Source organism: Marixanthomonas sp. SCSIO 43207 (assembly GCF_019904255.1).
Lineage (GTDB): Bacteria > Bacteroidota > Bacteroidia > Flavobacteriales > Flavobacteriaceae > Marixanthomonas.
Genome location: NZ_CP063203.1, coordinates 513,847 through 535,562, shown reverse-complemented (window position 1 = coordinate 535,562; position 21,716 = coordinate 513,847). Strand labels below are relative to the sequence as shown.

The following is a 21,716-nucleotide window of genomic DNA, read 5'->3' as shown; positions in this document are numbered from 1 at the left end:
CTTATTCTTTCTTTTTCATTTTCTCTTTTTGTTCCTTAAGCTTGTCTTGAAGACGTTCTTCCATGCTTCTTTTGTCAATAGGTCCTCTTGATGCTTTTACGTCATTATAAAGTGTTTTGATAAACATTTCTGTAGAAACATAGCCTTTCCCGTAGTCATTTTCATCATATTCGGCAGTTATATCACTCATTGCCAAAACTTCTTCTAAAGATTTTTCTTTTACGTAGTGGTAGGTAACTTGCTTATATATGTTTTGAAGCATGTTCTTTGTGTAATTCAATTCTTTAAGAGAAGCTAAATCTCCGTGACCTGGAATTATTTTTGTGTCTTCATTACAAACCATAGCTATTTTTTCTAGACCTTTAATGTAGCCACTTACGCTTCCACCATTTTCAATATCTATAAAAGGGTATTTGCCGTTAAAAAACACATCTCCTGTGTGTATTACATTGCTACTTGGAAAGTATAATGCGATGTCTCCATCGGTGTGAGCTTCTGCAATATGAAAGGCTTGAATAGTTTCATTATTATGATTAAGCTGTAATTTGTCTGTAAATGTTACAGTAGGAAGCGCAGACTTGTCAATCTTTTTTTGGTCTGAGTTTACAATACTAGCTATACGATCTCTTGTATTTTGATGTGAAAAAATTATAGCACCTTCTTTTTTAAAAGCTGAATTTCCGCCGGTATGGTCTCCGTGAAAATGTGTGTTAAGCAACATTTTTATTGGTTTATCACTTACCTTTCTTATTGCTTTAAGAATATCTTCTGAAAATTCTGCATATTGATTATCAATCATTAATATGGATTCTTTCCCAAAAGATAAACCTATATTTCCTCCTTTTCCTTGCAACATATAAACATCGTCATTTGCTTTTGTGATTCTTATGTTTACTTTATTGCCAGAATCGGTTTGTGCGAATGACAAAGTAGTGATACAAATGATAAGTAAGAAGCTCAGTTTTTTTAAATTCATTTTTAATATATTTTGTGAGGGGATTAAAATACTAAAAAAGTATAAATTATATGTAAGAAATAATAGAATAAATTGTGGAAAATCTGTAGTTGCTGTATCTTTGCACCGCAAAAAAAAATGAGCTTGTCAGTAACACAAACACAATCTATTCCTCAAACTCTTATTAGGAATTTTACCGAAATCACAAAATTTAGGCTTTCGGTAAGTGTGGTTTTTTCTTCTGTAGCAGGATATCTGTTAGGAGCTGAGACTATTGATTACTATGTGTTGCTGTTACTTTGTGTGGGAGGTTATTGCATGGTTGGCGCTTCAAATGTATACAATCAAATTATCGAAAGAGATCTAGATGCATTAATGGACCGCACAAAAGATAGGCCTATTCCTGCGGGTCGTATAGGAGTGAGTTCAGCATTTGTATTAGCTATTGTTTTGACCGTTGTCGGGTTATTGGTTCTATATTCTATTAACCCTATTACTGCAATGTTTGGGGCGATTTCTATTTTTTTATATGTAAGTCTTTATACGCCACTTAAAACAAAGACACCTCTTTCAGTTTTTATTGGTGCTTTTCCGGGAGCTATACCCTTTATGCTGGGTTGGGTTGCTGCAACCAATTCATTTGGTATTGAACCAGGAACCTTATTTATGGTTCAGTTTTTTTGGCAATTTCCGCATTTCTGGGCTATAGGTTGGTTTTTGTATGAAGACTATCAAAAAGGAGGATTTTTTATGCTTCCAACCGGAAAAAGAGATAAAGGAACAGCTGTTCAAGTAGTTTTGTATAGTATATGGACTGTTTTAACATCCCTAATACCTGCCTTTGGCGTTACAGGAAAGCTATACTTAACTCCTGTAAGTGCTGTGATTATTGGATTGTTGGGCATAGGACTATTGTATTATGCGTTTAGATTATATAAAGAAAAAACAAATAAAGCAGCCAAGCAGTTAATGTTGGCAAGCGTAAGTTACATTACATTACTGCAGGTGGTGTATGTACTAGATAAATTTATAAGGTAATGGATTATACAGAAGGCTCAGAAGAACATAAAATAGCACGTGCCAAAAAAATGATGCTTTGGTTTGGTATTATAAGTTTGTCCATGAGTTTTGCAGGATTGACGAGTGCTTATGTGGTGAGTAAAGAACGCCCAGATTGGTTAACAGATTTTCAAATTCCGCAGGCTTTTTACATTAGTTTGGGGGTTATACTTTTAAGTAGTGTAACCATACATTTGGCAAAAAGATCTATCTCTAAAGAACAGAATAAAAAAGGAATGTTGTTTTTGGTAAGTACTCTTTTCTTGGGAATAGGGTTTATTTTGCTTCAGTTTAAAGGTTTTTCTGAAATAATAGCAAATGGTTATTATTTTACAGGAAGTGAAAGCACCATTACAACTTCATTTATATATTTGGTTGTATTATTGCACCTATCGCACATCATTGCTGCGTTAATTTCAGTATTGGTGGTAATTTATAATCATTATAAACTAAAATATATAAACGGCAAAACCCTTGGAATTGAACTAGCTGCTACTTTTTGGCATTTTGTTGATATTCTGTGGATATACCTGTTTTTGTTTTTCTATTTCGTTAGATAAAAATTAATCGTATTTTTGAACTCTATTTTTAAACCAAATTCTTTGTATGGAAGCTACCGTTGTTGAAACAGGTACCGAAGGAAAAACTTGGGGTGGTGGTAATAAACCATTAAAAGCCAGTTATGGCAAAATGATGATGTGGTTTTTTATCGTCTCTGATGCTTTAACCTTTTCAGGATTTCTTGCCTCTTATGGCTTTTCTAGATTTAAATTTATAGACTCTTGGCCAATTGCCGATGAAGTGTTTACTCACTTTCCATTTTTACACGGTGTAGAAGCACCAATGTATTATGTGGCTTTAATGACGTTTATACTTATTTTCTCATCGGTAACAATGGTGTTGGCGGTAGATGCCGGTCACAAAATGCAAAAAGGCAAAGTGACACTATATATGTTTTTAACTATTATAGGTGGTATTATATTCGTAGGTTCTCAAGCTTGGGAATGGGCAACTTTTATTAAAGGAGATTATGGTGCAGTAGAAACTAAAGGCGGTAAAATACTTCAATTTTTAAATACCGAAGGAGAGCGCGTAGCACTTGCAGATTTTGCCACAAACATCCCAACAACTCGAGAAGTTCACACAAGCAGTGAAGGTATATGGTATGAAGCCGAACCTACAAAAACTTCATTTACTTTTGAGGAAGTAAAAGCAGGGTTTTTAGCAAATGATGATATTTTAATAAGAACACAATACCTTAATGAGCATGGCGAGCCTACTGTTTTATCAAGAGAAGAATCTGTAGCCAAGCTTGTCAATGACGGTAACCTAGTTGTAGAAGGAGCTAATCTAAGACACAATGAATATGGTCCGCCATTATTTGCAGATTTCTTTTTCTTTATCACAGGGTTTCATGGTTTTCACGTATTCTCTGGAATTGTAATCAACATAATAATTTTCTTCAATGTAGTAATAGGTACTTATGAAAGAAGAGGAAGTTATGAAATGGTAGAAAAAGTAGGTCTTTACTGGCACTTTGTAGATTTAGTTTGGGTATTTGTATTTACATTCTTTTACCTTGTATAAGGAGTTTAAAAATTAAAAAATGGCACACGACAATCATAATTTAGCAATTTTTAGAGGAACACTTAAGTTTAAAAACAATATCCAAAAAATATGGGGAGTTTTTATTCTGCTTTCCATCGTGACTATCGTTGAAGTAATATTAGGTATAATAAAACCGGCAGTATTAACCGAGAATACCTTTTTAGCAATGAAGCTGCTTAACTGGGTGTTTATTATACTTACAATTGTTAAAGCATATTACATTACTTGGGATTTTATGCATATGCGTGACGAAAAATCAGGATTACGTAGATCTGTAGTATGGACAGGAATATTCTTGATAGCATATTTAGTACTTATACTATTAATAGAAGGTGATTATATTTACGAAGTTTATAAAGAAAACTTTATTAAGTTTGATTTCTAAAACGTCTCAATAAAATACATATTTAAAAGTCTGGTTTTTACCAGACTTTTTTGTTTTATGAAAGTGTAAAAATTAACTTTAAAAGGTTGCCAATACAGCTTTTAGCCTGTATTTTTGCAATCAAAATTTGACGTTATGAAGAAATATTTGGTCATATTTGTATTATTTGCACTACCTATCACGGCCTATATTTTCTTTGCTTCTGGAGTAAATAACTTTGCAAAACTACCTGCTTTAACAGAGTCTGTTCAAGAACTCGATACTTTTAAGCAACTTGACGGGACTTCTGTGCAATTAAAAAACAACATTACGGTTTTAGGTTTTTTTGGAGAAAACCCAATGAACTATAAAGTGGGTGCTTATAACCTAGCTCACAAAATTTATACTAAAAATAGAGGGTTTAAAGATTTTCAGATTGTTTTTTTATTGCCTGAAAATGCAAAAGAAGAAGCCAAGCAATTAAAAGCTAAACTTTCAGAAATTGATAAAACAGACCGATGGAAGTTTGCTTTCGGTTCAGAAGAAAAAATACAAAAAGTCTTTACATCGTTACAAAGTAATTTTAAGTTAGGTAATGATTTATCGTCACCATATGTCTTTATAATTGATAAAAAACGCAATCTACGAGGAAGAAAAAGTGATGAAGATAAAGGTGTCTTGTATGGGTTTGATTCTCGTGAGATAGCCGAAATTAACAATAAAATGAGCGACGATATTAAAATTGTTCTGGCTGAATATAGATTAGCACTTAAAAAAAACAATCCAGAAGCTCGTAACAAAAGATTATATAACCAAAAACAATCAAATTGAAAAAATATTCATACATAGGGATTACGGCTGTTATTTTAATTTTCGGTATTTGGGCTGTTCCAAAAATAGTTGAACGGCTAGGTGACGGTGAGGTTGTAGAAAACGATAGATTGAGTAGTACTTCAGCAACTTCAGAAAAAAAGAATTTGAAAACAGATTCTGAAATGATCGTAATTAATGAAATACCTCAATTCAGTTTCTTAAATCAAGATAAGGAGACTATTTCCAATTCATATTACGACGGAAAAGTGTACGTAGTAGAGTTTTTCTTTTCTACTTGTCCAAGTATTTGTCCTGTTATGAATGCAAATATGCTACAACTACAAGAAGCCTTTAAGGATGAAGATGATTTTGGTATAGCTTCATTTACAATAGACCCTGCTCACGATACTCCAGAAGTATTAAAAACCTATGCTGAAAATCATAAAGCCAATCATCCACACTGGAATTTTTTAACTGGCGATAAAGAAGATATTTTAAAACTCTCAAACGAAGGTTTTAAGTTGTACGCAGCAGAAAGTCCCGAAGCCGATGGTGGGTTTGAGCATTCAGGAATGTTTGCGCTGGTTGATAAAAATGGAAATATTACATCTCGTATTGATGACAATGGTAATCCAATTATTTACTACAACGGTCTAGAGCAAGGAGATATTAATAAGTTAATTGAAGATATTAAAAAGCTTCTATAGTCAAGAATATGTCAAACTCTGTATCAAATACATCAAAAAAATACAACCTTTGGATCTGGATACTTTCTATAGCTGTTCCGGTAGCTGTAGCAGTATTATTTACGGTTAGAATACCAGGAGTAGAAAGATTAGGTTTTTTACCACCAATTTACGCAACAATCAATGGTTTAACGGCAATATTGCTTATAGCAGCAGTTTTTCAAATACGAAAAGGAAATCGAAAGACTCATGAAAGACTCATGAAGACTAGTATTGTGCTCTCAGTTTTGTTTTTAGTTATGTATGTTGCCTATCATATGACTTCAGATTCAACTCCCTATGGAGGCGAAGGAGCTATACGTTATGTTTATTTCTTTATATTAATTTCACACATATTGCTTTCAATTACAGTGATACCATTTGTACTGATAACGTATGTAAGGGCTATTACCGGGCAATTTGCTAAACATAAAAAAATAGCAAGAATCACATTTCCTTTGTGGTTATACGTTGCAGTTACCGGAGTGATTGTTTACCTTATGATTGCACCCTATTATTAAAAAAATGATGAAACAAAGAACCCTATATATTTTTCTTGTTTTGGTACTAATATTCAGCTTACCTGCAGATGCCCAATGTGCTATGTGTCGCGCTGTTTTGGAAAGTGAAGACGGTGGTCAAGCTGCAAAAGGAATTAATAATGGAATTATTTATCTTATGATTTTTCCTTATTTATTAGTGGGCGGAGTAGGTTATGCAATCTACAAAATGCGTAAGAACGCAAAAAAAGCACAACATTAACATTATCTTCACAAATTAGGCTGTAACAATAAGGCCTTAAATTAGTCTTATTAACAGAGGTTTTCCTAAAAAAGGTAAAATACCCTTAACACGATTTTCACAAAATGATGCGTACATTGAGCATTATTTTGTGCTTTTATTTATGTATTATGATAGAAATCAAAGGCTTGCATAAGTCATACCGAACCGGAAGCAATTCTTTACACGTTTTAAAAGGAATCGATTTTTCAGTTTCTGAAGGAGAAATGGTATCCATTATGGGTTCTTCTGGATCGGGAAAATCTACTTTACTTAATATTTTAGGAATGCTAGATGAAGCAGATGAAGGAAGCTACCATCTAGACGGAACCCAAATTAAAAACTTAAATGAACGAGTAGCTGCAAAATACCGAAATAAATTTTTAGGGTTTATTTTTCAATCATTCAACCTAATAAATTATAAGTCTGCCCTTGACAATGTTGCTATGCCTTTATATTATCAAGGTGAAAAACGTAACACACGCACCGAAAAAGCTATGCACTATCTAGAAAAAGTAGGTCTGGCAAATTGGGCGGGACACTTACCTAATGAGCTTTCAGGAGGACAAAAACAACGTGTTGCAATTGCTCGTGCTTTGGCAAGTGACCCAAAAGTATTACTTGCAGATGAACCTACCGGAGCATTAGATACCAAAACATCATATGAAGTTATGGAGCTTATTCAAGGTATTAATGACGAAGGCAAAACTATACTAGTAGTAACTCACGAAGACGATATAGCGCATATGACTAAGCGCATCGTAAATTTAAAAGACGGTATTATCCTAGATGATTCTGTAGTAAAACAAGTGCGAGCAAAAGAAGCTCGTGAAAAGGCATTGGCTCATGTTTAATCTTGAACGCTGGCAAGAAATTTTTGAAACCATTCGTAAAAATAAATTACGAACTTTTTTAACCGGACTTTCAGTAGCTTCGGGAATATTTATATTGGTGATTTTATTGGCTATTGGTCAAGGTATGCAAAACGGAATTTCTTCTGAATTTGAAAACGATGCAGCCAATAGAATTTCTGTTTGGGCAAATGTCACTTCAGAAGAATACAAAGGAATGAATCCCGGACGTAGAATTCAGCTTGATAACCAAGATTATCAAATGGCAGAAGCCAAAAATATGGATAATCTTGAGTATAAATCTGGTGTTTTCAGTAATTGGGGTGTAATAACTTCTTATAAAGGAGAAACTGGTTCATACCGAGTAGAAGGCGTTCGAGGAGATTATCAATTTCTAGAAAACGAAACAATAATCGCCGGAAGGTATATCAATCAAAATGACCTAAATAAATACGAGAAAATTACCGTTTTAGGTAATCGAGTTTATCAAGATCTTTTTAAAGGAAAAAATGCCATAGGTGAGTATATTACCATTTCAGGAATAAAATTTAAAGTGGTTGGTATTTATACAGATCCGGGTGGTGAACGAGAAGAAACACGTATGTTTATTCCACTTACAACTGCACAGCGCGTATTCAATGCAGGAGATAAACTACGTTCACTTGTGTTTACCTTAAAACCAGAAGAAAAATTTGAAGATGCATTAGCTGCATCTGAAGCTTTTTCAACTCAATTGGAAAACGATTTAAAAACACGTCATACCGTTTCGCCTACAGATGAACGGGCCATTAACATTAACAATTCACTAGAAAATGCAAAACGGTTTTATGATTTGATGGATATGATACGGTGGTTTTTCTGGGGTGTAGGTATTTGTACTATCATAGCCGGTGTGGTGGGTGTAAGTAATATTATGCTCATTATTGTTAAAGAACGAACCAAAGAAATAGGAATACGCAAAGCTATTGGCGCACAACCCTTATCAATTATAGGAATGATTTTACATGAGTCTGTATTTGTAACCGCTATTGCAGGTTTTGTTGGGCTCATATCAAGTTTGATATTACTAGAATTTATAGGGCCATTAATTGAAACCGACTTTATCAGTAACCCTTCAGTAGATTTTGGAGTTGCTATTACCACAGTTATCATTCTTGTAATTGCTGGAGCAGTTGCAGGTTTTTTTCCGGCCTACAGAGCTTCAAACATTAAACCTATAGTAGCCTTACGAGATGAGTAAAATTTTTAGTAGAGATAGTTGGAGTGAAATTATAGAAGCACTAAGTTCAAATTGGTTTAGAACACTTTTAACAGCATTTGGTGTTTTGTGGGGAATATTCATACTTGTTATATTATTAGCAGCTGGTAACGGTCTTGAGAACGGCGTAAAGCAGGGGTTTAGTGGAATGGCAACCAATTCAATGTTTATGTGGGCGCAAACAGCTTCTAAACCCTACAAAGGTTTGCCAAAGGGACGTCGCTATAATTTTAAAACAGGAGATGTTGATGCTATTAAACAAAATGTTCCAAACCTTCGTTACGTTTCGCCACGCAATCAACTAGGAGGCTTTAGAGGAGCAAATAATGTCACTCGAGGTTTAAAAACCGGGGCTTATAATGTATATGGTGATTACCCTGAAATTATCAAGCAACAACCAATGGACATTACTTCAGGGCGGTTTATAAATTATTCAGATATTGAAGAAAAACGGAAAGTTGCCATTATAGGTGAATCTGTGGTAACAGGTCTTTACGATCCAGGTGAAAAACCAATAGGGACTTACATAAAAATTAATGGTGTTAACTTTATGGTAATTGGTACTTATAAGAAAAAATCAAATGGTGGTGGTGATGCTGAGGAAGCTCAAAAAGAAATATACGTGCCCTTTACAGCTTTTTCTCAAGCTTTCAATATGGGGGAGACAGTGGGTTGGATGGCAATCACTGCCCAAGACGGATCATCAATTACAAAGTTAAAAAGTCAAGTTTTTGATGTAATCAAATCCCGTCATTCCATTCATCCTGAAGATGATCGAGCGGTAGGTAATTTTGATTTGTACGAAGAATATAGCAAAATCAACGGTCTGTTTACGGCTTTAAACTTTGTGGCATACTTTGTAGGTATTCTTGTATTACTTTCGGGAATTATTGGAATAAGCAACATCATGTTAATTGTAGTAAAAGAACGTACTAAAGAAATTGGCATACGTCGCGCTCTGGGTGCAACACCGTGGAGTATTAGAGCCCAAGTATTGTTAGAATCCATTTTTTTAACCATCATTTCAGGTATGGCAGGTATTGTGTTAGCTTCTGGTGTATTGGCATTGGTTAATTATTTTATGGATGGAATGGATACAAGTGAAATGATGTTTTTAAATCCGTCAGTAAACATTGGTGTTGTATTAATAGCGCTCACCATTTTAATAATTTCTGGATTACTAGCAGGATTAATCCCTGCTCAAAATGCAATAAAAGTAAAACCCGTAGATGCACTACGGACCGAATAAAGAAACGTTTAACCTTTAAAATACCGGTTAATACCGGCATTCAAAATGAAAAAAACAGGAACCATTGTAATTCTAGTAAGTATTGTGCTTCTTTTTTCTATAGCTATGTTTTGGCTATGGCAAAAAAACGCCGAAGACCCTATCGTTTATGAATCGCAATCACCAACTATAGACAATATTGTAAAAAAAACCGTTGCAACCGGAAGTATTGTGCCTAAAGAAGAAGTCTTAATAAAACCTAATATTTCAGGAATTATTGATGAAATTTATGTAGAAGCGGGTGATATTATAAAGTCTGGTGACTTAATCGCAAAGGTAAAAGTAGTGCCAAATGTTTCTTCATTAACAAGTGCAAAAAACAATATAAACTCAGCAAGAACGCAGGTTGAAACGGCACGATTGGCTTTTGAAAATCAAAAAAGTATTTACAATCGTCAAAAAGCGCTTTTTGATAAAGGTGTTATTTCTGCAAACGAATTTGATAACGCACAATCTGCTTATAATGAAGCTCAACAACGTTACAAACAAGAACAGGTTAATTTAACCGGTGCTCAGCAAAATTATGATATAGTTAAAACTGGAACTACTAGCGGATTAGGTGCTTCAGCAAATACCGAAATTAGAGCGACAGTTTCAGGGATGGTTCTTGACGTGCCTGTAAAAACCGGAAACCAAGTTATTGAAGCCAATAATTTTAACGACGGAACAACCATTGCAACCCTTGCAGATGTTGATAAAATGATTTTTCAAGGAAAGGTTGATGAAAGTGAAGTAGGAAAAATTAAAGAAGAACTTCCGTTAGAGATTACTGTGGGAGCGATTGAGAATAAAAAATTTGATGCAGTTTTAGATTACATAGCACCAAAAGGAGTTGATGAAAATGGTGCCATACAGTTTGAAATAAAAGGAACCTTAAAAAACCTTGATACTACAAAAACTTTTATACGTGCCGGTTTAAGTGCAAATGCATCTATTATCTTAGCCCGTGCAGATAGTGTTTTAACAATCAATGAAGCGTTGGTACAATATGATGCCAAAACGCAACAGCCATATGTTGAGATTCAAACCGGAGATCAAGAATTTCAAAGAAAAGATATTGAACTAGGTGTAAGTGATGGTATAAAAGTTCAGGTCTTAAACGGTATTTCTAAAGAAGATAAAATAAAAGTTTGGAACCAAGTTAAGCCTGCTCAACCTATGGGTAGGGGATAATTTTACTTATTTTTTAAGAATACTTGTAACACTTTCAAGAAATTAAAGACTTATGCAGCAACTACAATCAATTATGAAAAAACTAACGCTTTTAGCAATTCTTTTTACATTTGCATTTTCTAGCTATGCACAAGAAAAAAAATGGACACTACAAGAATGCGTTCAATATGCTTTAGAAAATAACATCTCAATTAAACAGAGCCAGCTAGATGTAGAAGCCACCGAAGCTGATAAATTACTAGCTATTGGAAACTTTTTGCCTACAATAAGTGCTACTGGAGGTGTTTCAGAAAATACAGGATTGAGTTTTAACCCTGTTACCAACAACGCACAAACCACAACTTTTTTATCTGCTACCGGTAGAATTAATGTAGGTTATACCTTATTTGATGGTCTTAGAAATGTAAGAGAATCACAACGCGCCGAGCTTTCAAAATTGGCAAGCCAATATCGTCTAGATAAAATGAAAGATGATATTTCACTAGCAGTTGCAAATTCATATCTACAGGTTTTACTTAATAAAGCAAACCTTGAAGTTGCAAAAGCCCAAAATGAAGTTACGCTTCAGCAAATAGAGCGAACCAATAACCTCGTTGATGCAGGAACGTTACCTAGAGGTGACCTTTTGGAAATTCAAGCAACTAATGCAGGTGAAAAGCAACGTATAGCCGAAGCAGAAAATGCAGTTACTATTTCATTAATAAGTTTGGCACAATTGCTATTAATTGAAGATTACGCAAACTTTGATGTAGCCGATGAAGGGTATAATATTGTAGGAGATGATATTATAGAAAAACCCGTACAAGAAGTTATTAATGCTGCTGAAGAAAATCGAAATGAAGTAAAAATTGCCATTAAGAATGTTGAATTGGCAGAAAAAGACTTACAAATTGCTCGCGGAAGTTACTATCCTACGCTTTCAGCTTTCTTTGGTTATGATACAAGATATACTGATGCTACTACATTTTCAACACAAGTAGACCCTAATAATCCAGTAGTAACTGAAGAAATAGGAGTAGTAGAAGAAACCGGTCAAACAGTAATAGGTCAATTCCCAAATACCGTAACAAGAGAAATAGGAGCCGATCCATTTTTTGATCAATTGTATCAAAACGATGGTATCTCTTACGGATTACAATTAAACATACCTATTCTTAATGGTTTTGCCACGCGTGCAAACGTGAAAAGGAATAAAATAAACTTATTACGTACAGAGTTTCAACTAGAACAAGCAAAACTAGACTTAGAATCAAACGTTTATCAAGCTTACGTAGACGCAAAAGGAGCTTTAAAAGCCTATGAAGCAGCTATAGCAGCACTAGAATCTCAAGAGTTAGCCTATGATTATGCAAAAGATAGGTATGACGTAGGATTAACAAATGCATTTGATTTTAGCCAATCCAAACTTAGATTTGATAATGCAACCATTGAAGTAAACCGAACCAAATACAATTATATTTTTAAATTGAAAGTATTAGAGTTATATTTTGGAGTTCCGGCTACCGAATTAAAATTTTAATTATGAAGAAAAAAACCATCATTTGGATTGTATCCATCTTAGTACTTCTTATCATTTTACTCATTGTTGGTAAAAAAGCAGGTTGGTTTGGTAAAACAGGCAACTATAAACAAGTTGAGATCTCTCAAATTGAGCCTATAGATATTACCGAAACTGTAGCAGCAACAGGTAAAATACAACCTGAAGTTGAAGTAAGCCTCTCTTCAGAAGTGTCAGGAGAAATAATTGAGTTACCTGTAAAAGAAGGACAACAAGTAGAAAAAGGAGACCTCTTAGTAAAGATTAATCCAGATTTAATTCAATCTGCTTTAAGTCAATCACAGGCTGGTTTACAAAACGTTAGAGCTCAGCTTTCACAAGCAGAAGCTAGTTTGAAAAATGCCGAAGCTGCTTACAATAGAAATAAAAAATTATTTGAAAAAGGAGTGATTTCAAAGTCTGAATGGGATCGTTCTATAGCAGATTTTGAAGTAGCCAAAGCAAACAAACAAGCAGCTTATTATAGTGTGCAAAGTGCTGCAGCAAGTGTAAAACAATCTAGAGACAACCTTTCTCGTACATCAATTTATGCTCCTATGAGCGGTACTATTTCAAAATTAAGCGCCGAGCTAGGAGAGCGAGTAGTAGGTACCGCTCAAATGGCCGGTACTGAGATTATGCGTGTAGCAAATTTAAGCAACATGGAAGTTGAGGTTGATGTAAATGAAAATGATATTGTAAAGGTTTCAGTTGGTGACTCTACCATTGTAGAGGTTGACGCTTATTTAAACAGAGAATTTAAAGGTATTGTTACAGAAATTGCAAACTCACCAGAAACTGCTTTAACCGCAGATCAAGTAACCAATTTTAAAGTAAAAGTTAGAATTTTACCGGCGTCTTACGCAGATTTAACCGAAGGAAAGCCAGAAAGTTACTCTCCTTTTCGTCCAGGAATGACAGCTACAGTAGATATTATTACAAATAAGAAACGTAATGTAATTGGCGTACCTATAAGTGCAATTGTGATTAAAAATGATACTTCGGCAACCAAAAAAATAAAACCAAAAGGTACCGTAAGTGAAAATGATGAGCGTTTTGAATGCGTTTTTATAAAAGACGGAGAAGAAGCAAAATTACGCGTTGTATCTACAGGAATACAAGATGATAGCAATATTGAAATCACAAAAGGTCTTGCTGAAGGCGAAACCGTAATTACAGGGCCATATACTACCGTTACACGATCATTAAAGAACGGTGATAAAATTGAGGTAAGTAAAGAAGAAGAAATTAATAAAGAATAAATTATGGCTGTTATACTTTGCATAGAAACAGCAACCACAAATTGTTCAGTAGCGCTTTCGGTAAACGGAAGCGTTGTTGCTTTTAAAGAAGATAATCCTGATGGAGCGCATAAAAAGTATTCGCACGCAGAAAAACTTCATGGGTATATAGACGATGTTTTAAACAGTGCTAACATAAATAAAAATGATGTTGATGCAATTGCAGTGAGTAAGGGTCCTGGTTCTTACACCGGTTTGCGAATAGGGGTCTCTGCTGCAAAAGGACTTTGTTTTTCACTAGATATACCATTGCTTGCCATTTCTACGCTGCAATCGCTTTCTATGCAAGTTACAAATCAGCCTAATACTTATATTATACCTCTTTTAGACGCTCGAAGAATGGAGGTTTACTCAGCTGTTTTTTCTTCAGAAGAACAAATACGCGAAACTAAAGCCGAAATTTTAACTCAAGATTCTTTTTCAGCATATTTAAATGATAGAAAAACAGTTTTTATAGGAGATGGCGTTACAAAATTTAAAGAGCTTTGTACACACTCAAATGCTGAATTTATTGAAAATATACTTCCATCGGCAAAACAAATGGGTATGATTTCAGAAAAAAAGTTCAAAACAAACGACTTTGAGGACGTCGCCTATTTTGAACCTTATTATTTAAAAGATTTTATTGTGGGTTAATTAATTACTAAATATTATCTAGATAACTAAAAACTCTTAAAATACCTTCTTCTTCTTTTAAGTTTATATTATTTCTTGAAACAAAAGACTTAAGTTTTTTTCCTTTTTCATTAAATATTTTAGAAAGTCTTGATTTTCTGTCTGGTAATTCAGTAAAGTTATTTTCACTGTCAAGTACGTAGTAATATTGATTTTTTTTAAATTCTGCATCTTTGCCGGTATCATAAGGAGATTTATAGGGCTCTTTTGGGTTAAAAACTACCTCGTGCTTTTTTAATAAAGTATAGCTTTTCCCTTCCTTAATCACTTGTAGATAAGAGCCTACTGCATTTGATGAAGGATTTCTAAAATTTCTATAGTATTTATATTGTTCAAATAGAATTTCAGCACTAATTTCATAGGTTTTTAATAAAGTACCATATCCGTCATTTTTCTCGATAGAGGGATCTTTAACTTCAATCTGGTCATCAAAAATATTATACCGCAAAGAAACTGTATTACTTAATATAGAATCATTGCGATATACTTTTCCTTCCAAAAATTTATCATTTAGATATGGTGATCCTTGAACATCATCATAATCTATAAAACTATTATCAGTTTTTACTCGAGTGTTTAACTCAGTAAAAATATTTACATCTTTAGACGTATAATTTTGACTGTAAATTGAATTTACAGAAAAAAACAGTGCCGTCACAAATACTATTATTTTTTTCATCTTGTGTTTTAATATTAAACTTACTCAGTTTTTTTAGCAAACTGAAGTTTTTCCAAATTATAATGATGAACATCTCTTTGAGGGAACGGAATACTTATTCCTGCAGCTTCTAAACGAGCTTTACCTTCTTCAAGAATATGCCAACGTAGCGGCCAAAAATCTTCATTTTTTGCCCAATAACGTAACGATAAATTTACAGAACTATCTCCCAGTCCACCTACAACAATCATAGGCATTTTATCTTCTAACCTTAAAACGGTTTCTTGTTCATTAACCAAATTTAATAAAATTTCTTTAGCTTCTTTAATATTATCATCATACCCAATACCAAAAGTTAGTGCTTCTCTTCGAACACCTTGCGAAGTATAATTAACAATATTATCATTCGATAATTTTCCATTAGGAACAACAGCCTCTTGATTTCCGAAGGTTAAAATACGTGTGTTAAATATTGAAATTTCCTTGACAGTACCTTCTACACCTTGAGCCGAAATCCAATCACCAACTTTAAAAGGCTTAATAAGCAAAATTAAAACTCCTCCTGCAAAATTTGCAAGTGACCCTTGCAAAGCAAGACCAATAGCCAAACCGGCAGCACCAATGATAGCAACCAATGAAGCAGACTCAACGCCTAGTTGCGTTATGACCAGAACGAACAGTAAAATTTTAAGTCCCCAATTAATTAGACTAGCAGCAAAATTTTCTAACGTTACGTCATAATCTTTTTTTGCAAAGAACTTTTTTACAACTCGATTTATGGCTTTTATAATCCATAAACCAACCAATAAAATAACAATCGCCGTAATTAAATTGGGTAAAAAGTCAATTAACTTTTGACCATATTTTTCAACATAAGTGTTTAAATCATTAAATTTTTCCATTTTTCTTTACTCTTTTTTTTATTTCTTTAATAGCTTTTTTTGTTTCTGAAAAAGGTGTTTTGCACGTGTTATTAGTGCAAACGTAAATGAATGTTTCATTATTCACAAACCTGTTTTTGCATAGAAACATGTTTGATTTAGTTGTACTACCTGCTACCAAAACATTTGGCAGATAGGTTTTATTTATTTGGTTGTTTTTTTCAATTGCATTTTTACCCATAGTTACTACCTCATAAAAACTTAATTGATAATTGAGCAGCAAGTCTAACCAGTTTGAAAACCCTATGGGATATTTTTCAATTTCAGGTAAGACATTGGTAAGCATTTGCTTTGCAATATTTTTAAAATCATCATCATTAAAATAATGTGCTAGCTTAAAAAGATTTTTTGCCATTATTGAGTTTGAAGCCGGAATCACATTATCTCTATATTCAAAAAGGCGTGTAATTAAGGCTTCATCCTCGCTTGATGTAAAATAAAAAAACTGCTTTTCTGAATCAAAAAAATAGGTTAAGGTATATTGAGTTAACTCTTTTGCAGTATGTAACCAACGCTCATCAAAAGTAACTTGATAAAGCGAAATGAACGATTCAATCACTGCGGCATAGTCTTCCAAATAACCGTTAATAGTGCTTTTCCCATTTTTATAATTATGAAATAAAGCACCATCTTTTTGTAATTGTTGACCTGTGATAAATCTTGCATTTTTTAAAGCAGCTTCTAAATATTCTTCTTTCTGAAATGCCTTGTATGCATCAACATACGCTTTTAACATCAATGCATTCCAAGAAGTTAACGATTTATCATCAAGTCTTGGCAAAGAACGTTTGTTTCTATGTACGAGTAATTTTGCTTTCCAGTTTTCCTTTTTATGCTGAAGTGTTTCTTTTGAAATTGAAAACTGTTTTGCAATGTCGGTATTGCTTTTATTCCTTATCAAAACGTATTGGTTTTCTTCCCATTTGCCGAAAGAATTAATGTTGTAATACGTTTTAAAAATTTCAAAATCTTCTTTTATTAAAGTTTTTAACTCCTCTTCAGAATAGGTATAGTAAGCACCTTCTTTAAGCGCTCCGCTTTGGGTTTTACTATCGGCATCCAACGAAGAATAAAAAGCACCACTGTCATCGGTTAGTGTTTCAGAAACAAAGTTTAGTGTTTCTTCAACAACCTCTTTATATAATGCAACCTTAGTTGCTGCATAAGCGTCACTATATAAACTTACTAATTGCGCATTATCATATAGCATTTTTTCAAAATGTGGTATGTGCCATTTGCTGTCAACACTGTATCTTGAAAACCCGCCTCCAATAGCATCATAAATGCCACCATAAGCCATTTTTGTAAGAGTTGTGTGTACGTGTTCAGCTATATTTTTATCGCTTTGCTGAACAGCATACCGTAACAAAAACTGATAATTGTTTGGCATCATAAACTTAGGTGCTTGGTTGTATCCGCCAAATTCTGTATCAAAATTAGCAGACCAGCTTTTTACCAAACTAGCGGTGTCAAATTCTGAAAAAGGAGTTGTGTCTGTGTTTAATTGAATAAGGTCTACTTTCTGCATACCTTGTTCTAGGCGGTTTGCATATTCTTCTAGTTTATTAGGTGCCTCTTGATGTATTTTTTGAATTTGATTTAATGCCTCAATCCAATGTTGTTTTTTAAAATAGGTGCCACCCCAAACTGGACGACCATCGGGAAGTGTCACAACATTTAAGGGCCAACCAGCGCTACCAGTCATTATTTGAACCGCATTAATGTAAATTTGGTCAATATCTGGCCGTTCTTCGCGATCTACTTTTACTGAAATATAATTTTTATTCATTACGTGTGCTACTTCGTCATCTTCAAAGCTTTCGTGTTCCATCACGTGGCACCAATGACAAGCGGCATAGCCTATACTCACAATCATGAGTTTATTTTCAGCTTTTGCTTGTTGAAGTGTATGCGCATTCCAAGCTTTCCAATGTACAGGATTACTGGCATGCTGTAATAGATAGGGGCTTGTTTCAGTATGTAAAGTGTTGGTGTGTTTCAAAAATATATTTGATAATTCTATTTCAGACAAAAATAAAATACGCTTTTAGAGATGTAAAAGCGTATTTAACTGAGTTTGGATTTGTTGTTTAACTTACTTCAAAAGTGATTTTTACATTCACTCTAAATTCAGCTACATCATCACCATTTACGGTACAACTCTGTTCATTTACATAAACAGATTTAATGTTTTTTACTGTTTTACTTGCGTGTTTTACTGCGTTTCTAGTAGCATCTTCCCAACTTTCATTTGAGTTTGCTAATACTTCAATAACTTTTAAGACTGCCATAATGATTGGTTTTTTTAATTGAAAACCTAAGATACAATTTTACAGCAGCAAAATCTCTCAAATAATCGTTAAAACCTAGTGTAAACGCTAGAAAATCAATAATGTGGCTTTAGTTATTAGCCATTCACCGCTTCTACAAGTTGCACACGACCATTCATCATGTCTCTAAGCATGGTTTCAATACCGTTTTTTAAAGTTACAGTAGAAGATGGACATCCGCTGCAAGCACCTTGTAAAATTACACGTACAGTTTTGGTTTCTTCATTAAAAGAATCAAAAGCAATATGTCCGCCATCTGAAGCTACGGCAGGTTTTACATATTCATTTAAGATAGAAATGATTTCTTTATCAATGTCTTTTAAGTCTTTATCTGAAATTTCTTTACCGGCGGTTGTGTTTTTTTCTTCTTCCTCTTTTTTAAGAATAGCATCATTTAAGATGGGTTTTCCTTCTTCAATGTACTTTCTTATAAATTCACGCAACTCCATTGAAATCTCTTGCCACTCGGCCATATTGTATTTTAATACTGAAACATAATTGGCACTAATAAAAACCTCTTTAATGAACGGAAATGAAAAGAGAGCTTTGGCTAGTGGAGCGTGAATAGCTTCGTCTATGTTTTTAAATTCAAAAGTACCGTCTACTAGCGGTTTATTGGCAACAAATTTCATAGCTGCCGGGTTTGGTGTACTTTCAGCATAAACCGTCACCGGAATTTTCTTTTCTTGTTTGGTTTCGGTAACAACTTCTTTACCGCTGTTTAAGTATTCAGTAATTGCTTCTGCAACTTCGTTTTTTACTTCATCCCAAGTAACAATATCATATTTTTCAACGGCAATAAAGTTTTGTGAAATATAAACTGTTTTCACAAAGGGAAGGTAAAATAACTGTTGTGCTATTGGACTAGGCTTAGCCTCATCAATATTTTTAAACTCATAACTGTTTGAACGAGTTAAAAATGAGTTGGCCACAAATTTTACGATGCTATCGTTATTTGTTGGCTCTATGGAGATAGTATATGTTGACATACAAATTTTTTTTGCAAAATTACGGAAAGTATATCAATCATTTATAAAATAACGGTGTCTTAACACTGTCTTATACAAATCATTCTTTATTAAAAATCAAGGGTTTGTATGGTCGTTTTTTCAGAATAGGATTGTAACAAATATTGAAGAGTATTTACAGAAGTATTTGTGAAAAACTGAAGCTTTGGTGTTTTTTTGCTATCATTCAATACGTTTTCTTGTTGTAGAATATTTTTGGTTTGTCTAGCGACTGCTTGTCCAGAATCTATAATAGTAACGTGCTGAGGTAGCATTTTTTTAAGGCGCGGAATTAAATAGGGGTAATGTGAACAACCCAAAACCAAATAGTCAATATTTTCGGCAATCATGGGTGCTGTATATTTCTTTAGTAGGGACGTCATCTCTTGAGAATCTAATTCGCCATTTTCAATCAAAGGCACTAAACCTTCGCCTACTATTTCTATTACTGAAATATCTTTGGCAAATGCTCCGGCAGTTTTATGAAATAGGTCACTACTTAAGGTTCCTTTAGTTGCCAAAATACCAATACTCTTGTGTTTTGTTTGTAAAGCAGCAGGTTTAATGGCGGGTTCAATACCAATAATAGGAATGCTAAATTTTTCTCTTAAAACAGAAATAGCATTTGTTGTAGCTGTATTGCATGCGACCACCACAATTTTACACCCTCTATTAATAAGTTCTTGGGTGTTTTTTAAGCTTAATTCTGTGATGTGTTGTTGTGTTTTATTGCCATAGGGTGCATTTTTGCTGTCTGCAAGATAGATTGTATTTTCATTAGGTAGTAATTGATGTATTTCTTTCCAAATGGAAGATCCGCCAACACCTGAGTCAAAAACACCTATGGGACTGTATTTGTTCATACCTGTAAAAATAAAAACTGCCTGCAGAAGTTGCAGGCAGTTTACAAAATTTTTAGGAGTAATTTATAAAATTAAATTCCCATTTCTTTCTTTACATCTGCCATAAGGTCTTTACCGTCGGCTAAGATTAAACCACTACCGGTGGTAGAATCCATAACGTATTGAAATCCTTGAGCACGAGCTACTTTTTGAATAGCAGCACGAGCTTTTTCTAAAACAGGTTGTAAGATATCTCTTTCTTTTTTCTGAAGATCTTGCATAGCTTGTTGTCTGTAAGCTTGAATGTTTTTTTGCATTCCTTGTACTTCTTCAAAACGTTTTTGATTTTCTTCATCAGTCTTGCTAGCAGCTTCTTGGTCATACTGCTTCATCTTAGTTTCAAGCTCTTTGGCCATTGCTTTGATTTCAGTATCATAAGTCTTCTGAATTTTATCAAGCTCACTCTGCGCAGATTTCATTTCGGGCATTGCTTCAACTAAAGCTTGCGTATCGATATGTGCAATTTTAGATTGTGCATTTACAAAACTTGTAGCTCCTACAAAAATCGCCAAGGTTACTATTACTAATTTTAAATGTTTCATTGTATTAAATTTAAGTGTTATAAGTTTTAATTTATTGTTTGTTAATTTTCTTCGTCTCCGCTTTCGGTATTGCCATCGTCGTTTGGAGTATTTTCTTGATTGTTTCGCTCATTACGTCTGGCTTCTCTTGCTTGCTCGATTGAATCAATACGGGCTTGTCTTTCCTCAAGAATACGTTGTCTTCTTGCTTCAATTTCAGTTTTGCGAGCTTCTCGAATAGAATCACGTTGTCTTCTACGTTCTTCCATCATTTTTTCGCGCTCACTTTTACGTTCTTCAATTTCTTTTTCACGTTCTGTGATAGCTCCTTCTTCCTCGGCGCTAAGCTCTTCTTTTCGCTCTATTTCTTTTTGCTCACGTTTGGTTTGAGCTTCTTCACGTTTTGCTGCTCTGTTAATGCTTCTTAAAACAACATCGCTTATGTCATTTCTTTCTGCTGCAAATAGCATTACTACATCTGCAGATTTGTCAAAGATAAAGTCATATTTTTTATTTTCGGCTATTTCTTGAACAATATTAAATACTTGATCTTGAATGGGTTGTACTAGTTGGCGTTTTTGAATCATTAAATCTCCATTTGGGCCAAATCTATCTTGTTGATAGTCTAAAATTTCATCTTCTAAAATTTTAATTTCTTCTTCTCGTTCTTCAATAAGTTCTTGAGTAAGTAACACGCGTTCGTTACTTAAGTTGAGTTTCATTTGCTCAACTTCTTTGGTTTTTTTCTCAATGTCTTTTTTCCATCGTTGTACTTTTCCGTCTAGTTGTGTTTTGGCTTCTTTATATTCTGGAACATTTTCAAGAATGTATTCCATATCTATATAGCCTATACGTGCACCACGCTGTGCTTGAGCAGAAAACCCAAAACCTAATAGGATGAGTGATAAAAAAAGTAACTTTTTCGTCTTCATAATTGTTGGTTGTTTGTTAAGAAAATATCGTGCCAAAG

The 21,716-nt window shown here is 33.9% G+C and carries 24 protein-coding genes; 15 read left to right on the top strand and 9 right to left on the bottom strand.

Features of this window, described 5'->3' with window-relative positions; all coding sequences use genetic code 11:
- Position 1 precedes the first annotated feature (1 nt).
- Positions 2-976 carry an MBL fold metallo-hydrolase gene (locus INR76_RS02565; RefSeq protein ID WP_223109101.1) on the bottom strand — a complete coding sequence of 325 codons (975 nt, stop codon included), beginning with the start codon at positions 974-976 and terminating at the stop codon, positions 2-4.
- Between the two features lie 117 nt (positions 977-1,093).
- On the opposite strand from INR76_RS02565, the gene cyoE reads away from it, so the two are divergent.
- The 15 genes from cyoE to tsaB all read left to right on the top strand — a co-directional run bounded on the left by cyoE (position 1,094) and on the right by tsaB (position 14,348).
- Positions 1,094-1,993, top strand: a complete 900-nt coding sequence (gene cyoE / locus INR76_RS02560; protein ID WP_223109100.1) for a heme o synthase — start codon at positions 1,094-1,096, stop codon at positions 1,991-1,993.
- Positions 1,993-2,574 (top strand): cytochrome c oxidase subunit 3, encoded by a 582-nt coding sequence (locus INR76_RS02555; protein WP_223109099.1) that lies wholly within the window; start codon positions 1,993-1,995, stop codon positions 2,572-2,574. The genes cyoE and INR76_RS02555 overlap by 1 nt, the downstream gene beginning before the upstream one ends.
- A gap of 46 nt (positions 2,575-2,620) precedes the next feature.
- Entirely contained in the window at positions 2,621-3,601 is a 981-nt protein-coding gene (locus INR76_RS02550) for a cytochrome c oxidase subunit 3 (protein ID WP_223109098.1), read from the top strand.
- A 19-nt stretch (positions 3,602-3,620) separates the two neighbouring features.
- Entirely contained in the window at positions 3,621-4,007 is a 387-nt protein-coding gene (locus INR76_RS02545) for a cytochrome C oxidase subunit IV family protein (protein ID WP_223109097.1), read from the top strand.
- A gap of 135 nt (positions 4,008-4,142) precedes the next feature.
- The gene (locus INR76_RS02540) at positions 4,143-4,817 is read left to right on the top strand and encodes a hypothetical protein (protein WP_223109096.1); all 675 of its coding nucleotides are present in this window, start codon (positions 4,143-4,145) and stop codon (positions 4,815-4,817) included.
- On the top strand, positions 4,814-5,506 hold the full coding sequence (locus INR76_RS02535) for an SCO family protein (protein WP_223109095.1): 693 nt from the start codon (positions 4,814-4,816) through the stop codon (positions 5,504-5,506). Before INR76_RS02540 ends, INR76_RS02535 begins: the two co-directional genes overlap by 4 nt.
- 8 nt (positions 5,507-5,514) lie before the next feature.
- Positions 5,515-6,045, top strand: a complete 531-nt coding sequence (locus INR76_RS02530) for a DUF420 domain-containing protein (protein ID WP_223109094.1) — start codon at positions 5,515-5,517, stop codon at positions 6,043-6,045.
- Between the two features lie 7 nt (positions 6,046-6,052).
- Positions 6,053-6,286 carry a hypothetical protein gene (locus INR76_RS02525; protein WP_223109948.1) on the top strand — a complete coding sequence of 78 codons (234 nt, stop codon included), beginning with the start codon at positions 6,053-6,055 and terminating at the stop codon, positions 6,284-6,286.
- Positions 6,287-6,435: 149 nt separating this feature from the next.
- Positions 6,436-7,158, top strand: coding sequence for an ABC transporter ATP-binding protein (locus tag INR76_RS02520; protein WP_223109093.1), 723 nt, complete (start codon positions 6,436-6,438; stop codon positions 7,156-7,158).
- Positions 7,151-8,395, top strand: coding sequence for an ABC transporter permease (locus tag INR76_RS02515; protein WP_223109092.1), 1,245 nt, complete (start codon positions 7,151-7,153; stop codon positions 8,393-8,395). Before INR76_RS02520 ends, INR76_RS02515 begins: the two co-directional genes overlap by 8 nt.
- Position 8,396: 1 nt before the next feature.
- Entirely contained in the window at positions 8,397-9,662 is a 1,266-nt protein-coding gene (locus INR76_RS02510; protein WP_223109947.1) for an ABC transporter permease, read from the top strand.
- A 45-nt stretch (positions 9,663-9,707) separates the two neighbouring features.
- Entirely contained in the window at positions 9,708-10,874 is a 1,167-nt protein-coding gene (locus INR76_RS02505) for an efflux RND transporter periplasmic adaptor subunit (RefSeq protein ID WP_223109091.1), read from the top strand.
- A 73-nt stretch (positions 10,875-10,947) separates the two neighbouring features.
- Positions 10,948-12,393: a TolC family protein gene (locus INR76_RS02500; protein ID WP_223109946.1), complete on the top strand. Its 1,446-nt coding sequence runs from the start codon at positions 10,948-10,950 to the stop codon at positions 12,391-12,393.
- 2 nt (positions 12,394-12,395) lie between these two features.
- The gene (locus INR76_RS02495) at positions 12,396-13,673 is read left to right on the top strand and encodes an efflux RND transporter periplasmic adaptor subunit (RefSeq protein WP_223109090.1); all 1,278 of its coding nucleotides are present in this window, start codon (positions 12,396-12,398) and stop codon (positions 13,671-13,673) included.
- Between the two features lie 3 nt (positions 13,674-13,676).
- Positions 13,677-14,348: a tRNA (adenosine(37)-N6)-threonylcarbamoyltransferase complex dimerization subunit type 1 TsaB gene (tsaB, locus tag INR76_RS02490; RefSeq protein ID WP_223109089.1), complete on the top strand. Its 672-nt coding sequence runs from the start codon at positions 13,677-13,679 to the stop codon at positions 14,346-14,348.
- A 7-nt stretch (positions 14,349-14,355) separates the two neighbouring features.
- Here the strand turns inward: tsaB and INR76_RS02485 are convergent, their stop codons facing one another.
- From INR76_RS02485 to INR76_RS02450, 8 genes are all read right to left on the bottom strand, one after another.
- Entirely contained in the window at positions 14,356-15,066 is a 711-nt protein-coding gene (locus INR76_RS02485; RefSeq protein ID WP_223109088.1) for a hypothetical protein, read from the bottom strand.
- A gap of 20 nt (positions 15,067-15,086) precedes the next feature.
- Complete coding sequence (locus tag INR76_RS02480) at positions 15,087-15,947, bottom strand: mechanosensitive ion channel family protein (protein ID WP_223109087.1); 861 nt, start codon at positions 15,945-15,947, stop codon at positions 15,087-15,089.
- Positions 15,934-17,988 carry a thioredoxin domain-containing protein gene (locus tag INR76_RS02475; RefSeq protein WP_370632415.1) on the bottom strand — a complete coding sequence of 685 codons (2,055 nt, stop codon included), beginning with the start codon at positions 17,986-17,988 and terminating at the stop codon, positions 15,934-15,936. Before INR76_RS02475 ends, INR76_RS02480 begins: the two co-directional genes overlap by 14 nt.
- Before the next feature lie 88 nt (positions 17,989-18,076).
- Positions 18,077-18,277 (bottom strand): dodecin family protein, encoded by a 201-nt coding sequence (locus tag INR76_RS02470; protein WP_223109086.1) that lies wholly within the window; start codon positions 18,275-18,277, stop codon positions 18,077-18,079.
- 116 nt (positions 18,278-18,393) lie between these two features.
- On the bottom strand, positions 18,394-19,305 hold the full coding sequence (locus tag INR76_RS02465; RefSeq protein ID WP_223109085.1) for a NifU family protein: 912 nt from the start codon (positions 19,303-19,305) through the stop codon (positions 18,394-18,396).
- 89 nt (positions 19,306-19,394) lie between these two features.
- A complete protein-coding gene (murI, locus tag INR76_RS02460) occupies positions 19,395-20,186 on the bottom strand; it encodes a glutamate racemase (RefSeq protein WP_223109084.1) in 792 nt (263 codons plus the stop codon).
- Positions 20,187-20,257: 71 nt separating this feature from the next.
- Positions 20,258-20,767 carry an OmpH family outer membrane protein gene (locus tag INR76_RS02455; RefSeq protein WP_223109083.1) on the bottom strand — a complete coding sequence of 170 codons (510 nt, stop codon included), beginning with the start codon at positions 20,765-20,767 and terminating at the stop codon, positions 20,258-20,260.
- A 41-nt stretch (positions 20,768-20,808) separates the two neighbouring features.
- On the bottom strand, positions 20,809-21,678 hold the full coding sequence (locus INR76_RS02450) for an OmpH family outer membrane protein (RefSeq protein WP_223109082.1): 870 nt from the start codon (positions 21,676-21,678) through the stop codon (positions 20,809-20,811).
- Positions 21,679-21,716: the final 38 nt, after the last annotated feature.

Coding starts and splice junctions, on each gene's coding strand:
- INR76_RS02495 (WP_223109090.1), top strand. CDS start 12,396: ATGAAGAAAAAAACCATCATTTGGATTGTATCCATCTTAGTACTTCTT.
- murI (WP_223109084.1), bottom strand. CDS start 20,186: ATGAACAAATACAGTCCCATAGGTGTTTTTGACTCAGGTGTTGGCGGA.
- INR76_RS02520 (WP_223109093.1), top strand. CDS start 6,436: ATGATAGAAATCAAAGGCTTGCATAAGTCATACCGAACCGGAAGCAAT.
- INR76_RS02450 (WP_223109082.1), bottom strand. CDS start 21,678: ATGAAGACGAAAAAGTTACTTTTTTTATCACTCATCCTATTAGGTTTT.
- INR76_RS02525 (WP_223109948.1), top strand. CDS start 6,053: ATGAAACAAAGAACCCTATATATTTTTCTTGTTTTGGTACTAATATTC.
- INR76_RS02455 (WP_223109083.1), bottom strand. CDS start 20,767: ATGAAACATTTAAAATTAGTAATAGTAACCTTGGCGATTTTTGTAGGA.
- INR76_RS02540 (WP_223109096.1), top strand. CDS start 4,143: ATGAAGAAATATTTGGTCATATTTGTATTATTTGCACTACCTATCACG.
- INR76_RS02555 (WP_223109099.1), top strand. CDS start 1,993: ATGGATTATACAGAAGGCTCAGAAGAACATAAAATAGCACGTGCCAAA.
- INR76_RS02550 (WP_223109098.1), top strand. CDS start 2,621: ATGGAAGCTACCGTTGTTGAAACAGGTACCGAAGGAAAAACTTGGGGT.
- INR76_RS02545 (WP_223109097.1), top strand. CDS start 3,621: ATGGCACACGACAATCATAATTTAGCAATTTTTAGAGGAACACTTAAG.
- INR76_RS02485 (WP_223109088.1), bottom strand. CDS start 15,066: ATGAAAAAAATAATAGTATTTGTGACGGCACTGTTTTTTTCTGTAAAT.
- INR76_RS02515 (WP_223109092.1), top strand. CDS start 7,151: ATGTTTAATCTTGAACGCTGGCAAGAAATTTTTGAAACCATTCGTAAA.
- INR76_RS02505 (WP_223109091.1), top strand. CDS start 9,708: ATGAAAAAAACAGGAACCATTGTAATTCTAGTAAGTATTGTGCTTCTT.
- INR76_RS02465 (WP_223109085.1), bottom strand. CDS start 19,305: ATGTCAACATATACTATCTCCATAGAGCCAACAAATAACGATAGCATC.
- cyoE (WP_223109100.1), top strand. CDS start 1,094: ATGAGCTTGTCAGTAACACAAACACAATCTATTCCTCAAACTCTTATT.
- INR76_RS02500 (WP_223109946.1), top strand. CDS start 10,948: ATGAAAAAACTAACGCTTTTAGCAATTCTTTTTACATTTGCATTTTCT.
- INR76_RS02480 (WP_223109087.1), bottom strand. CDS start 15,947: ATGGAAAAATTTAATGATTTAAACACTTATGTTGAAAAATATGGTCAA.
- tsaB (WP_223109089.1), top strand. CDS start 13,677: ATGGCTGTTATACTTTGCATAGAAACAGCAACCACAAATTGTTCAGTA.
- INR76_RS02565 (WP_223109101.1), bottom strand. CDS start 976: ATGAATTTAAAAAAACTGAGCTTCTTACTTATCATTTGTATCACTACT.
- INR76_RS02470 (WP_223109086.1), bottom strand. CDS start 18,277: ATGGCAGTCTTAAAAGTTATTGAAGTATTAGCAAACTCAAATGAAAGT.
- INR76_RS02530 (WP_223109094.1), top strand. CDS start 5,515: ATGTCAAACTCTGTATCAAATACATCAAAAAAATACAACCTTTGGATC.